The sequence below is a fragment of the Vibrio sp. SCSIO 43153 genome (assembly GCF_023716625.1).
Taxonomy (GTDB): Bacteria; Pseudomonadota; Gammaproteobacteria; order Enterobacterales; family Vibrionaceae; genus Vibrio; species Vibrio rotiferianus.
In genome coordinates this window covers 537,444-550,129 of sequence record NZ_CP071856.1, presented here as the reverse complement: position 1 = coordinate 550,129, position 12,686 = coordinate 537,444, and the positions used below count along the sequence as shown (strand labels likewise).

Here is a 12,686-nt window from a genome sequence, read left to right as displayed (position 1 = left end):
ACTTTTCGTTACCTAGATTAGGTGCGTATCTTGAGGTGTATTGTGGAAAGCAGAATCAGTGTAGATAGCAAAGGTCGTAAGTCAGTGGCGAACGTATGTGCGGAGCCATGTGCTATCGAGAAAGGGATGCGTCTAATTGGTGGTAAATGGAAAGGCTCTTTGATTTTTCATTTGAAAGACGGCCCAGTTCGTTTCAATGACTTAGCACGCATGCTAGGCGGCGCAAGCAAAAAGATGATCGACCAACGCCTTAAAGAGCTAGAAGCGGAAGGTATGGTGGTGCGCAAAGTGATCAGCGATCGCCCAATTGCAGTCAGCTATGAGCTAACAGAGTTTGGCCGTACAGCACTTAAGATTCTTGATGATTTGCGAATCTGGTCTGAGACTCACCAGATTGAGTTGCGTAAATAACGCGGCCTTTTGTATCTCATCATCGCTTAACGTTTTAAGCCAATAAAAATGCCAGCATATCGCTGGCATTTTTTATGTTTGATTATTGTCTGGGACTGATTGGGCGTAATTCGCTTAGTAGTCCAACGTACCACGAATAGGGTAGTTGTTGTCTGGATTACGAATCCAAGCCAAACCACGTGATAGCGCGCCAAGCTCCGGGCGAACAAACGGGTTGTTTGAAATATCCACCACGTGCAAGTTGCCGTGTTCATTCACTACAAACAGACCTGGTTCTGCGAAGTTATGGTCAGTCTCTTGCTCTGAACGAGGCAGTGAAATGTACAGACCCAATGTTTTCATTTGTTCTTCGGTTAGGCCGTAAGCAATCGGGAAGCTGATTTCGAGTTTCTCTAAATGCCCTTCAAGCTGTTCTTTTGAATCGCCAGAAACCGCAAGAATATCAACGCCTGCTTCTGCAAAAGCTTGTTTGTAGCCCTCTAACTCATTGAGGTATTTGGTACAAAGAGGACAATGTTTACCACGATAAACGAATACGGCTTGCCAAGTCGCATCACCTTGCGACTGACCTAACGTCACGCTTGAACCATCTAGCAAGGTTGCTTGAAGAGAAGGGAAGCTGTCGCCCGCTTTAAGTTTCACTGAAGTTGCCATAATGACTCCCGAATTAGTGGTATATATCCATGGATGCCCCTTCTCAATAAAAGCGATTGTGTAGGGGGTGAGACTTCAATGTAGACCCAGTTTTGCGGCATTTCAACTAGTTAACTTTTGGTAACCTAGATAATGAATGGCAAGAAAAAGAAACAGTTAGAAGAGGAAAGCAGAACTTAAAGATACAACGAAGTGGGGGTGTAGTATCAGGAGCTAAGTTCTGCTTAAGGTTCGTTTACCAGTTGAAGAAATCGTTCATTGTTACCAGAGCCATAACTTCAAGCTTGTTGTCCGAATGCGCAACGCGCTCTCGGAAATAGGTTGCCATTGTAGGCATGTCTTTCGCTGATCGAATTTGGAATCGCATCGTGTTTCCTCCTTGTTGCTGACAGGGTCAGTATGCGAAGAAAAGAGGAGCTGAAAAAGAGAGTAGATTTCTGTGGTTTATTCCTAGTTAGCCCAAGAAGGTGCGCTAACTCACCGGTTTTTGCGTTAGTGAGGGTAAAAAGGGGAACAAAGTGTTTGGAAGTTTTCTTATTTTCTCTCGGATAAGTTGAGTAAAATAAACCTATATCCACTTTTTGAGGGCGCGCGGTGTCTGATCTCAACTTGTTCCGCTACTACCAACGACTCACTCCATTTGGTGTGGGAAGTGAAGCCAAAACCACATTGCAGGAAGTCGCTGACTTGCTGTTCACTTCTCCTCGCCATGCACGCAGCTTACTGTCGCAAATGCAGGAGCAAGCATGGTTGAGTTGGCTGCCAAAGGCGGGGCGTAATCAGCGTTCAACGTTATTGCTGAACATCGAGTTGAGTGCGTTAAAAGAAAGCCTCGCACTGGAGCGAATCAAGCTGGGTAAATACGAAAAAGCGTTGGCGATTCTCGATGAAGATGAAGCGGCGTTTGGACGTTTGCTCAAAACCACCTCGGGGGCGTCTGTTCAAGAAGGTCGACTCAACATTCAGCTCACCTACAAACGTATGTTTGAGCGTATTGTTCCTCATCAACTGCATCGCAGCAGTGAGCGTTTCTTCTTGCGTCAAATCTACTGTTGTTTGGTATCCAGTGACTACAACGGTGTGGTGAAGCCAGAGCTTGCTCATCATTGGCGTTATGACGAGAAAAGTTACGAATGGACCTTTTACCTGCGCCCGGGCTTAACCTTTCACAATGGTGCACCGATTGATGCCGATACCGTTGTTAGCCTGTTTGCCAAACTCAGTTCCCTTGAGTTGTATGAGAAAGAGTTGGCTCATGTCGATAACATTACCGCACCAAACCCACTCAAGGTTGTGTTTACGCTCAGTAAGCCGGATTTGGGTTTTGCTGGGCTTATTTCTGGCGTGAAGTATGGCATCCAACCCGTTAGCCAAGTGAACGTTGCCAATAACAATTTGGTCGTTGGCAGTGGCCCTTTCTCTGTGATTGAACACAGTGCTCATCGATTAAAACTGCAAGCATTTGACGGCTATTACGCCTGTCGAGTACTGACCGACATGGTGACGATCTGGATCGTCAATGATGAGAAAATGGAGAACCCATCCCTAGCCGCAAATACACCGCCTAAACAGGTAGAAAAAGCAGACGACGAGCTTGTCGACAGCATGTGCGGACACTACATGTCGACACAAGATGCAGAGGCGGCTCCGGCGAGTCAGCACAGTCGCACCGAGGACGGCTGTTTGTTCGCCTTGTTTAATCAACATGCTAAGTATCCTCTGTCTCAAGCACAGCGTCGTTATATCGCCGAGTTGATTCAACCGGAACGACTTGCTGATGTGATGCGCAAAGAAAAGATCGTGTTTGGCAGCGTACCGGCTTACAACATGCTGCCAACGTGGAAGCCCGTACTAAGACCGTTTGGTGAAGAAAGCAAACTGCCTAAACATATCACCATCGCGGGGTACAACTACACGGCATTGAGACGATGTGCGCGTGCAATTGCTAACCTACTTGAAGGGACAGGAAGCAAAGTCGGCATTGTGATGTATTCCTACCGAGAGCTAAGCGAAAAAGCCAAAAACGGCACGCTAGATGAAACCTTGGTGGTGACGAACATCAACTTGGATGACAACCGCCATGCATCGGCGTTTACCAACTTCTTTAGCAATACCGTGTTGCACCACACCTTGGGTGAAGAGAATGCGACTTGGTTGGATAAGCAATTAGAAAAAGTGCGCGCGTATACTTCGCTAGAAGGTTACCTCAAAGCGCTTGAACCTATTGCTTCCACACTCGTCAGCGAATACTGGATTGCACCTATGTTCCACCATACGCAAACTTTGCGCTTCCAAGGTGTGTTAGAAGACGTGGCTTTAACCAACTGGGGTTGGCCAGATATTCGCTCGGTGTGGTCAGCGGATTAACTGCTTTATTTATTGGCAAAGTGCTGCTTCACGAATTCAATGAAGGCTTTGGTTTTCGCCGATTGATAGATGAGTTGCGGATACACTAAGTAAACCGCGTTGTGCTGGTGGTCAGTTTCTTCCGATAGAACCTGCACTAGTCGGCCATTTTCAACATCTTGCTCGACAAAGTAACTTGCTAATCGTGCAATGCCATTGCCAGACAGGGCTGATTCTTTGAGTAAGCGGTTTTCATTGCTTGAAAGCCAACCTTGGGTTTGAACTGTTCCCGTTTTTAACGCCCACTCTTTTTGATGCAATGTGGTTAAGCATTGATGCTGTTTTAAATCCGCTAACGTCTCCGGCGTGCCTTCTTCTTGCAGATACTGAGGAGAAGCAACCAGCCAGTGGTGGTAGTCCAAAAGGTGATGCGCAATCATATTCTCTGGCGGCGTTCTTGTCGCTCGAAACGCAAAGTCGACGCTGGTTTCTGTCAGATTAAATGCTTGATAGCTAGAAAGTATTTCGAATTCTACGTTTGGATGTAGAGCGCGAAACGCCACACACAAATCATGCAGCACCGCTTCAGCAAACATCTTGGGAGCGGTAAGCCGAATCAGACCGTCTACTTGCTCAGATTGCTGACTTAAACTCTTTTCCATTTCCATTACGCGGCGTTTGAGATCTTCCGCTTGTGCAAAGATCGATTCACCTTCTGCCGTTAGTCTCACGCTGCGTGTGGTTCGAACAATCAAAGGCGTGGCGAGTTCCGATTCCAGTCGCTTGATTTGTTCCGACAGGTAGCTTTTAGAAATGCCAAGTTGCTCCGCTGCTCTAGAAAAATTGAGTGTTTGAGCCACTTCGGCAAACAGCATCAGTTTTTCGATTCTCTTGTAATCTGCCATCTTGATTGTTCGCTTTAATTGTTCGGTAATGAGGATAATGAATTCGATTTTACGGTATTAAACTAATTTTTACGAACGGTAAGATGGTTCGAGTTAATTTCAGAAATTGAAAATGCAGAAATCGGAAAAGTGAGAACAACGATGAACAATCCAACACTACCGTTCGCCAAAACCTTACCTAACGTTAGCCGCTTGGTCTTCGGCTGCATGGGGCTTGGAGGGGAGTGGAATCGCAACCCATTAACCGCCCAAGATGAAAACCAAGCTTATGCCGCTGTAGAGGCAGCATTAGAGGTAGGCATTAATCTCTTTGATCATGCGGATATCTACAAATTCGGTAAGGCAGAAGAAGTATTTGGGCGCATCTTAGCCAATGACTCAACCCTACGAGAGCGAATTTATCTGCAATCCAAGTGCGGCATCCGTCTAGGAGACGAGCAAGGTGTTAAGCAGTATGACTTCTCTGCTAAATGGGTGACGGCTTCTGTTGAGGGCATTCTTGAGCGCCTTGGCGTGGAGAATCTTGATGTTTTGATGCTGCATCGCCCGGATCCTTTGGCTGAATTTGAAGAACTGGGCACAGCGCTACAAGCCCTGAAACAAGCTGGCAAAGTTAACCACTTCGGTGTCTCTAACATGAACAGTGCTCAAATTGATCTTCTCCAACAAGCAACGGGCGAAGTTATTGTGGCGAACCAGTTGGAAATGAGTCTGGCTAAGTCTGACTTCATCAAGCAAGGCATGGGGCTTCCTTCGTCTGCATCTGACTACGTTGCGGGAACACTGGAACATGCCCGTAGGCACAATATCCAACTGCAAGCGTGGGGCAGTATGGCGCAGGGAAGATTCTCAGAGCGTGGCTTACATTCTGATGATCACAACACCAGACAGACGGCGGAGATGGTGATGGCGCTGGCAGCTGAATATGGCGTGTCGTCTGAGGCGATTGTTTTAGCCTTCTTGACGCGTCATCCAAACCAAATTCAGCCTGTTATTGGTACTGCAAACCCACAACGTATTCGCGCTTGTGCTCAAGCAGAGAACGTCACGCTATCACGCAGTCATTGGTATGGATTGTTCGAGAAAACCCTTGGCCATGAGATTCCTTAGGAGAGAAAAATGAAATACGTACAAGTTCAAACTCTGATTCAAACGGCATTGGAAATTGCTGCTGCTCGTAAGCAAAACATTGCGGTTGCCGTGGTTGATACGCATGGCGAATTGCTCGGTTTTGCCCGAATGGATGATGTGAGCGTGCAAGCAGGTTTGTTGGCACAAAATAAAGCCTACACCTCGGCTAGAGACCGTCAGCCTAGTGGCAATCTGGGCGCTTGGGCTCGTGAGACGGGTAAGCAGTTGAGCTATTGGACTGACCCAAAGATCACGGGCTTTATGGGCGGAGTACCTGTAGAACAAGAGGGGGAAGTCGCCGGTGCAATTGGTATCAGTGGGTTGGCTGAGCAAGACGATGAAGCGCTTGCGATGGAAGTATTAAAAGCGCTGTAAACAAAAAATCCCACCAATGCTCTTCGCTAGACATTGGTGGGGATGGTCAAAATGATGGAGATAGCAAAGGTAAATATCGGCACTGGACAAGTCGTTTTGAACGTAGTGTTTTCGTTAAACCCAGAAATGTCGCCCACTTAGGTGTTGAGCCTGCACATAACTCTTTGTGTGAGTTTGTTATGATTCCCAAATATTTCCGTCAACGCATTAATGTCATATGCTTCTCATGTGAGTTAAAATTATTGTCGTTGCGTGAATATCGTTTAAGGCGCTTTAGATTCTTTGTGTACAAGGAAAATTAACTTAGTCAGCAGAGCTTGAGCATCTGGGCTAAGCAAACGAGCTGCACTAAGCACATCTTCAGCGACCACGTGTTGAATATCACGAATATCCAAAGCGATATCTAAATCTGTAAGATGTAATGCTCGAAGAATAGACCTGTATTGGGAGAACTTCATGTCAGATTCTCCTCTTTCTATCCTTTGATAGGTTTTCAAGCTCATACCCGCTGATTGGGCAATCTTTTCTCTGGAAATACCTTGTTCTTTTCTTCTTTGAGTAAGCACTTCGATGATTGGATCAATATGCATAAGGTCTTCTCTTGGACAGATTTGACCTATACCACGCAAATTATGGACCAATTTAACTAGCACGTATTTACCCGCGAATGAATTTTTTATAAAAATGCTGTTCTAATAAAAACGTAGATTATTCAGTCAGTTTGCGGTAAATGAAAAAACATAAAAAAGAGTTCTCGAAGAGATGGCGATTCAGAGATCGCAAAATGCAATGCATTTTAGATGATCTAATAGACGAATTGAGAGTTCGTTGTAAAGAGACCAATCTAGATATGGGGTGGCTGGTAAAAGAATCCCAGAAAAGGCTTATGGTGTATAAGGAGTTGCATATGCACCGAGCATTCATCGATGGCAAAGAGCTAGAAGTAGCTTTTGAAGGCCTAAGCGATAAAGAAAAGCAGGTAGCAGCGTTAGGTGAAGAGGCCTTAGCGATGTTTATTTCTGAACTTGATCGAGAGTTATGATTTAGGAAGGTCGCTTTAAGCGACCTTTTCTTAGTTGATTTTTACTACAACTTTTCCAACAGTGCGTTGCTGTCTGATTGAAAGCAAAGCTTCTCCAGCAGCTTCTAAAGCAATGACTTTTAGGTTGCCAACTTTTATATTGCCCGCTTCAAGTAGAGCTGAGAATGATGTTCCTGCCTCTACAATACTTTGCAAACCTCTTGCACCATTAACATGACCAGAGCCTAAGCTCAGCTGGTGGAAGGTGAGGCCTTGCAAAAATGCTCCTGGGTATTCGGTTGCACGTGTTGTTCTTACTAGCTCTACCATTTCACCTTCAAAACCAAGCACGGAAGCACACAGAATGTCGTTGTCGCCACCAACGCAGTCCAATGATACCTCTACGCCTAAGCCTTCAGTGATAGCCATGATCTGCTCACGTACATCCTCTTGTTTGTAGTCAATGACGTGTGTTGCACCCAATGAACGTACAAACTCGTGGTTTGCTGCAGAGCTTGTAGTGATGATGGTTTCTACACCGAAGAAGCGAGCGAGCTGAATGGCAAAGCTGCCCACGCCACCAGAACCACCAGCAATAAAAATGCTCTTACGTGTAGAAATGTTCAGTTTATCAACGAGCGCTCGATAAGCCGTCCAGCCCGCACAAGGTGACGCGGCTGCGACTTCTGGAGCGACATCAGGGTGGGCAACCAACGTACGTGAGTCTTGAATTGCGTATTCGGCGAAACCACCGCTCATTCGACGCATGTTGCCATGATAGAGAACGCGATCACCTACCTGCCAACCCGATACCTTGTCACCGATGGCAACGATTTCCCCCGAAACATCGAGGCCACCAACGAAAGTATCATCCATACCATAGACCATCTCGTGCCAAAGATTCACTTTCGCATCGACAGGGTTGAGCCCAACGGCATGAACTTTTACTAACACATCTAACCCACTCGCAAGCGCTGGCGTGTCGATGTCGGTATAGGTGAAGGTATCTTGATCTTTTTGGTAAGTGATCGCTTTCATTCTTTTCCCCAAAGGGCACTTGCCCGAAAAATAAAAATCCAACGGCGTAATCACCGTTGGATAGTTTTGATGATTTATTGGTATGCGCCTGCCGAGTAAGTTAACTCGTAGCTGTGGCTGTAGATTTCTAGGATGTTGCCGAACGGATCTTCCATGTAGATCATGCGATAAGGTTTTTCGCCTGGGTAGTAGTAACGGGGTTCTTTCATGCGTTTCTTACCACCTGCCGCAACGATCTTTTCAGCTAGACCTTCGACATCAGGATCTTGGACGCAGAAATGGAAAATCCCAGTTTTCCAGTATTCAAAGTTATCTTCAGGATTTTCTTGGTTCTTGAATTGGAACAGTTCGACACCAATTCGATCCCCTGTAGATAAGTGAGCGATACGAAAACGCTCCCAGCCTGCGCCAAAGACATCAGTACACATTTCACCGATCGCACTGTCGTCTTCGACGATTTCAGTTGGCTCCATAATCAGGTACCAACCCAGAACTTCGGTATAGAATTTTACGGCTGCTTCTAAATCGGGTACGGAAATACCAATGTGAGAAAACGTTCTTGGATATGGGATAGACATAACCTTTGCCTCTTCTGTGTGTTCATCCTGTTCAAAGCATATTAGCTAGTTCAATCTTTATCCAAAAATTATCATTTGTTCTCATTGTAATAAATTTATGTAATCAACGGTCTTTAATCAGGGTGGCACGATCGGCAAGTAAGATGTCATCTTTTGCCAGTGTGTGGCGCGATTGGATTGCATAAACTTTATCCATACCAACAACGACGTTAGCTCATACGAAGAGGACAAGCACATGACAAATACAGCATTAATTACAGGCGCATCAGGTGGTATCGGTGAAGAGTTAGCACGTATACACGCCGAGAAGGGGGGAGACTTAGTGCTTGTTGCCCGTTCTAAAGACAAGCTAGAGGCACTGGCATCAGAGCTTCGCGATAAACACAAGGTTCAGGTTGCTGTGATTGCAGAGGATTTGACTCAGGCTGACTCTGCTGCACGTGTGTTTGAGCAAACCGAAGCGCAAGGCTTGCAAATTGATGTGCTGATTAACAATGCAGGCTTTGGTGGACACGGAAAATTCCATGAACGCGAATTGGTGGCGGACCAAGCCATGATGCAACTTAATATGGTGACGTTAACCAATCTGACGCACTTGTACCTGCAAGGCATGGTGGCGCGCAATCGCGGTAAGATTTTAAATGTGTCATCAACGGCGTCGTTTATGCCGGGTCCATTACAGGCGGTGTACTACGCAACCAAGGCTTATGTTACTTCGTTTACTCAAGCGATAGCAGAAGAGCTTAGAGACACCAATGTAACGGCGACAGCGTTGTGTCCGGGTGCCGTAGCGACGGGTTTTGTTGCTGCCGGGGATTTGCAAGGTGTGGAAGTGTTTAAAAATGCCAAGTCTCCTCGTTCTGTTGCAGAGTGTGGTTACAATGCGATGGAACAGGGTAAGTTGGTGGCTTTCAACGAAGGTGGTTTGAAGTTCATGCTTGAATGGATTGTGCCTTTCCTACCAAGAAAATTGGTGCTAAAAATATCGCGTCAAACCATGGAAAAAAGTGCTTAGGAATCAAATATGATCAAGCGAGCGAGTCAATTCACGGTGCCTCAGAGTTGGAAAGTGCTGCTTAACGATATGGATATCGATCCGCAACTGGTGCTGGCATACGCCAAGTTATCTGCCGACTTGTTCAATCGAGAAAAGGCAACGCTTAGCCCAAATGAGTACTTTCAGCTTTGGGTCGGAGTTGAACAAGCGTCCGGTGAGCGCGAGATGCCGTTGCTCCTTGCTGAACATATGTCGGTTGAGGGGTTTGACGCTCCAATTTTTGCCGCTATTTGCAGTCCGAACTTGAACACCGCACTCAAACGGATTCAGCAATATAAACCGTTGATTGGACCTATGGTAATGACGTTAGACGTTTCCGAAAAAGAAACAAAACTCAGCATCAGTTGCTATGGTCAACGACAAGCGCTGCCTAAATCTTTGGCTTTGACAGAAGTGGTCTTCTTTACCCAGTTAGCACGCTTAGCGACGAGAAAGCGGATTCAACCGCTACAAGTTACGTTGCCTGAGTTGCCCAGCAACCTTGAGAAATACCAAGCTTACTTTGGTTGCCCGTTGGTCAAAGGTGATGTCGTAGAGGTGCGATTTAAAGCGGAAGACGCAGCGCATCCGTTCGTGACTTCAAATGCGCAAATGTGGGGATTTTTCGAACAAGGGTTGAACCAGAAACTCAAAGATCTTGATGCCAGTGCCTCAACAGTTGAGCGCGTTCGAGCAGTCTTGATCGAGTCATTGCCTGCGGGGAACAGTGCTATTGAAATGGTGGCTGACAAACTGGCAATGAGTAAACGTACATTGCAGCGAAAGCTCACGGCAGAAGCTGAAAGTTATCAATCCGTGTTGCAAATGGTGAGGGCGGATCTGGCCGATCACTATTTAGAGAGGTCTCAAATGTCACTGGGTGAAATCTCCTTCCTACTGGGATTTCAAGAAGCGAACTCATTTATTCGAGCTTACAGCGCTTGGAAGGGAATATCTCCTGGGCATTATCGAGACCAGTGTCATTAAGCACAAAATGAATAGAAAGGCAAAGCGCCGAACATGTCGGCGCTTTTTTTGAATGGTGCTTTTGTCCACACACCTTTCAAGTTCTGTTTTTTACGTAATCTGAGTTATTTCACTAAGTGTTGACCCATTACGCCATCGCCTTTTTGTAAGCGAGATGAAATGTCACCAAACAGATCCGGTAAATCGGCTTTGATGGTGTAGTTATGACCGTCATTCAACTTGTTAAAGTCCACTGAGTACTGAGTGTAACTGTCGTCATACTGGTAACGCACGTTCATCACTTTTTGGTCTAGGTTGTACACCAAACCATAGATGGTTGCGTAGCCACGCATTTCGCCATTCACTGGGCGGTTTGCCGCATCCAATGGGATTTTGTAGGTCACACTATCCAGTTTCGCAATGCCATTGGTGTAGCTGCTAGGTTCTTTAAGCTGATCCTTCATGTAGCTGTTCCAGATAAAGCGTTGAGCAGAATTAATGTTACCCGGGATAGGGTACTCACCATTCACATCGCTCTTCGCTTTTGGTTGTGCTTCTTGCCAGTTTTTCAAGTGTTGCGCGTACTCTGGGCTGTTAGTCATCACGTCATATTGTTTGCCATGATGAACTTGCCATGCGCCGTCGATGTATTCCAACACAGCAGAGTCACCACTTGCGTCTTCTAATGAATAATGTCCCTTCATTTCGATGCCATTGTGGCTGAACTGTTGGATTTGGATTGAATCTAGATGCTTCAATGCTTCATCAACGGATGCAAAACTATCAATCAGGTAAGCGACAAAGCGCGAGTTTTCGATTTGTTGTTTGCCAACTTGTGGTGCGCCTGGGTTTTCTTCATCCAAGAACAGAGCATTCGCCGCAAAGCCTTTCTCGTTAAAGCCATCAATAATGCCAACGCCGTAAATACTCACACCGATAGAGGCGTATTTCGATGTCCATGTAAGCGCATCGTCTTTATCGTAGCCGCTATAGGTTTGGCCCGCGTGACGAACATCAATGGTTGGCTGATTGGCTTCCATCCAATCCATAGTTCGAGAGACAAATACACCGTGGTCTTGAGTCTCCCAAACCAAACGTGAACACGCATTTGCTGCAGTAGAGATGCTGCCAACTGCCATTGCGACTGATGCTGCTAGAAGTACTTTTTTGCTAAAACCTTTCATTGAATTGCCCTCGTAACGTTTCAATACGAAGTCATTATTACGCTTCGTATTCACCATGTAATCTCAGTTATGTTGCAGATTTTGCAACAAGGTGGTTTGGATTGAGCTAAGATAAACGGGTTTATTGTTTGAGGATCTTCCTATGCCTAGAGCCAGTTTTGACCAACTTACTGCATTTGTTGCTGTCGCAGAGCATGGATCATTTAGCCAAGCCGCAAGGGTAATCGGGAAAGACAGAGCGACGCTACACCACCAAGTCAGCGATCTAGAAATTGATTGGGATGTGATCTTGTTTGAACGCAAAGGAAGGACACCAGTCTTGACGGAGGTCGGAGCTACGTTACTGACCCAAGCCAAACACATTCTTTATCAAATGCAGTCTTTAGAGCTTTCTTGTGATAGCTACTCTCAAGGGGATGTTCCGGAGATAACGATTTGCCACGACATGTCGGTACCGTGTGATGCCATAGCGGACATCGATCTTTCTTTGCGTAAGCAATACAAGAGTACCGCGATTCATTGGTTACATCGCAGCCGAGATGAAGCGTTAGAAATGCTCATGGCGAAACAAGCGGATTTTGCGGTGGTACTTAACAGCGGCAAAGCGTTCCCAACCGAAGGGATGTCTTTTATTAACTTGGGCTACCCAAGGTTTACCTTCTATGCGCATCAGAAAAGTCCAATAGCGCAGAAACCCGTGGTGACTCTGCAGGATCTCGCGTCACACCATCAATACATTGCAGAGAATTTCAGCACCAGTGCACTTGGTAATCAACAGGTGATGTCACCAAACATTTCTCGAATCAGTAACATCGATGTGTTGATGCGATTATTGAAAAATGATGGCTTTGCCTTGCTTCCTCATCATTTAGTGCAAGCTCACGATGAGAAAGGCGAGTTTGTCCCGTTAAACATCGATTTCATGGCGAACGAAGGTCGTGCAGGTTATGTGTTACTAAAGCGAGGCAACACGTTAAGTCCTGTGCATCAAAAGCTGGTGGCGTTGGTGACCGAATGGTTTGATAAACAGGTGTAAAAACC

At 46.0% G+C, this 12,686-nt stretch carries 15 protein-coding genes; 8 read left to right on the top strand and 7 right to left on the bottom strand.

Annotated features, from left to right (window positions below):
- Positions 1–42: 42 nt before the first annotated feature.
- Complete coding sequence (locus J4N37_RS18655) at positions 43–411, top strand: winged helix-turn-helix transcriptional regulator (RefSeq protein ID WP_005435493.1); 369 nt, start codon at positions 43–45, stop codon at positions 409–411.
- Positions 412–525: 114 nt separating this feature from the next.
- Here J4N37_RS18655 and J4N37_RS18650 read toward each other — a convergent pair whose 3' ends face one another.
- Positions 526–1,065 (bottom strand): peroxiredoxin family protein, encoded by a 540-nt coding sequence (locus J4N37_RS18650; protein WP_252043080.1) that lies wholly within the window; start codon positions 1,063–1,065, stop codon positions 526–528.
- A gap of 235 nt (positions 1,066–1,300) precedes the next feature.
- Positions 1,301–1,432, bottom strand: coding sequence for a hypothetical protein (locus J4N37_RS25150; protein WP_009706196.1), 132 nt, complete (start codon positions 1,430–1,432; stop codon positions 1,301–1,303).
- Positions 1,433–1,659: 227 nt separating this feature from the next.
- Here J4N37_RS25150 and J4N37_RS18645 point away from each other — a divergent pair, with 227 nt between their 5' ends.
- Positions 1,660–3,432, top strand: coding sequence for an SgrR family transcriptional regulator (locus J4N37_RS18645; protein ID WP_252043078.1), 1,773 nt, complete (start codon positions 1,660–1,662; stop codon positions 3,430–3,432).
- Positions 3,433–3,437: 5 nt separating this feature from the next.
- Here the strand turns inward: J4N37_RS18645 and J4N37_RS18640 are convergent, their stop codons facing one another.
- Entirely contained in the window at positions 3,438–4,316 is an 879-nt protein-coding gene (locus J4N37_RS18640) for a LysR family transcriptional regulator (protein WP_252043076.1), read from the bottom strand.
- A 141-nt stretch (positions 4,317–4,457) separates the two neighbouring features.
- Between J4N37_RS18640 and J4N37_RS18635 the strand changes: the two genes are divergently transcribed.
- On the top strand, positions 4,458–5,426 hold the full coding sequence (locus J4N37_RS18635; protein ID WP_252043074.1) for an aldo/keto reductase: 969 nt from the start codon (positions 4,458–4,460) through the stop codon (positions 5,424–5,426).
- A gap of 9 nt (positions 5,427–5,435) precedes the next feature.
- Positions 5,436–5,822 carry a GlcG/HbpS family heme-binding protein gene (locus J4N37_RS18630; RefSeq protein WP_252043072.1) on the top strand — a complete coding sequence of 129 codons (387 nt, stop codon included), beginning with the start codon at positions 5,436–5,438 and terminating at the stop codon, positions 5,820–5,822.
- Between the two features lie 263 nt (positions 5,823–6,085).
- Here the strand turns inward: J4N37_RS18630 and J4N37_RS18625 are convergent, their stop codons facing one another.
- On the bottom strand, positions 6,086–6,412 hold the full coding sequence (locus tag J4N37_RS18625) for a helix-turn-helix domain-containing protein (RefSeq protein WP_252043071.1): 327 nt from the start codon (positions 6,410–6,412) through the stop codon (positions 6,086–6,088).
- A gap of 317 nt (positions 6,413–6,729) precedes the next feature.
- Between J4N37_RS18625 and J4N37_RS25145 the strand changes: the two genes are divergently transcribed.
- A complete protein-coding gene (locus tag J4N37_RS25145; protein ID WP_269429139.1) occupies positions 6,730–6,864 on the top strand; it encodes a hypothetical protein in 135 nt (44 codons plus the stop codon).
- 30 nt (positions 6,865–6,894) lie between these two features.
- Here J4N37_RS25145 and J4N37_RS18620 read toward each other — a convergent pair whose 3' ends face one another.
- Together J4N37_RS18620 and J4N37_RS18615 are read right to left on the bottom strand one after the other, a co-directional pair.
- Entirely contained in the window at positions 6,895–7,881 is a 987-nt protein-coding gene (locus J4N37_RS18620) for a zinc-binding dehydrogenase (protein WP_252043070.1), read from the bottom strand.
- A gap of 74 nt (positions 7,882–7,955) precedes the next feature.
- Complete coding sequence (locus J4N37_RS18615; RefSeq protein ID WP_005441115.1) at positions 7,956–8,459, bottom strand: lactoylglutathione lyase family protein; 504 nt, start codon at positions 8,457–8,459, stop codon at positions 7,956–7,958.
- Positions 8,460–8,694: 235 nt separating this feature from the next.
- Here J4N37_RS18615 and J4N37_RS18610 point away from each other — a divergent pair, with 235 nt between their 5' ends.
- Both J4N37_RS18610 and J4N37_RS18605 read left to right on the top strand, forming a co-directional pair.
- A complete protein-coding gene (locus J4N37_RS18610; protein WP_199482228.1) occupies positions 8,695–9,474 on the top strand; it encodes an SDR family NAD(P)-dependent oxidoreductase in 780 nt (259 codons plus the stop codon).
- Between the two features lie 9 nt (positions 9,475–9,483).
- Positions 9,484–10,482 (top strand): AraC family transcriptional regulator, encoded by a 999-nt coding sequence (locus J4N37_RS18605; RefSeq protein WP_252043069.1) that lies wholly within the window; start codon positions 9,484–9,486, stop codon positions 10,480–10,482.
- A 104-nt stretch (positions 10,483–10,586) separates the two neighbouring features.
- On the opposite strand, the gene J4N37_RS18600 is transcribed toward J4N37_RS18605, so the two are convergent.
- Positions 10,587–11,702, bottom strand: coding sequence for a linear amide C-N hydrolase (locus J4N37_RS18600; RefSeq protein WP_252043068.1), 1,116 nt, complete (start codon positions 11,700–11,702; stop codon positions 10,587–10,589).
- An 85-nt stretch (positions 11,703–11,787) separates the two neighbouring features.
- Here J4N37_RS18600 and J4N37_RS18595 point away from each other — a divergent pair, with 85 nt between their 5' ends.
- Positions 11,788–12,681: a LysR family transcriptional regulator gene (locus J4N37_RS18595; protein ID WP_041053657.1), complete on the top strand. Its 894-nt coding sequence runs from the start codon at positions 11,788–11,790 to the stop codon at positions 12,679–12,681.
- The last annotated feature ends 5 nt before the right edge of the window (positions 12,682–12,686 follow it).

Bases quoted from the DNA above. Each gene is read 5' to 3' on its own strand.
- J4N37_RS18650 (WP_252043080.1), bottom strand. From the start codon at position 1,065: ATGGCAACTTCAGTGAAACTTAAAGCGGGCGACAGCTTCCCTTCTCTT.
- J4N37_RS25150 (WP_009706196.1), bottom strand. From the start codon at position 1,432: ATGCGATTCCAAATTCGATCAGCGAAAGACATGCCTACAATGGCAACC.
- J4N37_RS18640 (WP_252043076.1), bottom strand. From the start codon at position 4,316: ATGGCAGATTACAAGAGAATCGAAAAACTGATGCTGTTTGCCGAAGTG.
- J4N37_RS18635 (WP_252043074.1), top strand. From the start codon at position 4,458: ATGAACAATCCAACACTACCGTTCGCCAAAACCTTACCTAACGTTAGC.
- J4N37_RS18630 (WP_252043072.1), top strand. From the start codon at position 5,436: ATGAAATACGTACAAGTTCAAACTCTGATTCAAACGGCATTGGAAATT.
- J4N37_RS18625 (WP_252043071.1), bottom strand. From the start codon at position 6,412: ATGCATATTGATCCAATCATCGAAGTGCTTACTCAAAGAAGAAAAGAA.
- J4N37_RS25145 (WP_269429139.1), top strand. From the start codon at position 6,730: ATGCACCGAGCATTCATCGATGGCAAAGAGCTAGAAGTAGCTTTTGAA.
- J4N37_RS18620 (WP_252043070.1), bottom strand. From the start codon at position 7,881: ATGAAAGCGATCACTTACCAAAAAGATCAAGATACCTTCACCTATACC.
- J4N37_RS18615 (WP_005441115.1), bottom strand. From the start codon at position 8,459: ATGTCTATCCCATATCCAAGAACGTTTTCTCACATTGGTATTTCCGTA.
- J4N37_RS18610 (WP_199482228.1), top strand. From the start codon at position 8,695: ATGACAAATACAGCATTAATTACAGGCGCATCAGGTGGTATCGGTGAA.
- J4N37_RS18605 (WP_252043069.1), top strand. From the start codon at position 9,484: ATGATCAAGCGAGCGAGTCAATTCACGGTGCCTCAGAGTTGGAAAGTG.
- J4N37_RS18600 (WP_252043068.1), bottom strand. From the start codon at position 11,702: ATGGTGAATACGAAGCGTAATAATGACTTCGTATTGAAACGTTACGAG.
- J4N37_RS18595 (WP_041053657.1), top strand. From the start codon at position 11,788: ATGCCTAGAGCCAGTTTTGACCAACTTACTGCATTTGTTGCTGTCGCA.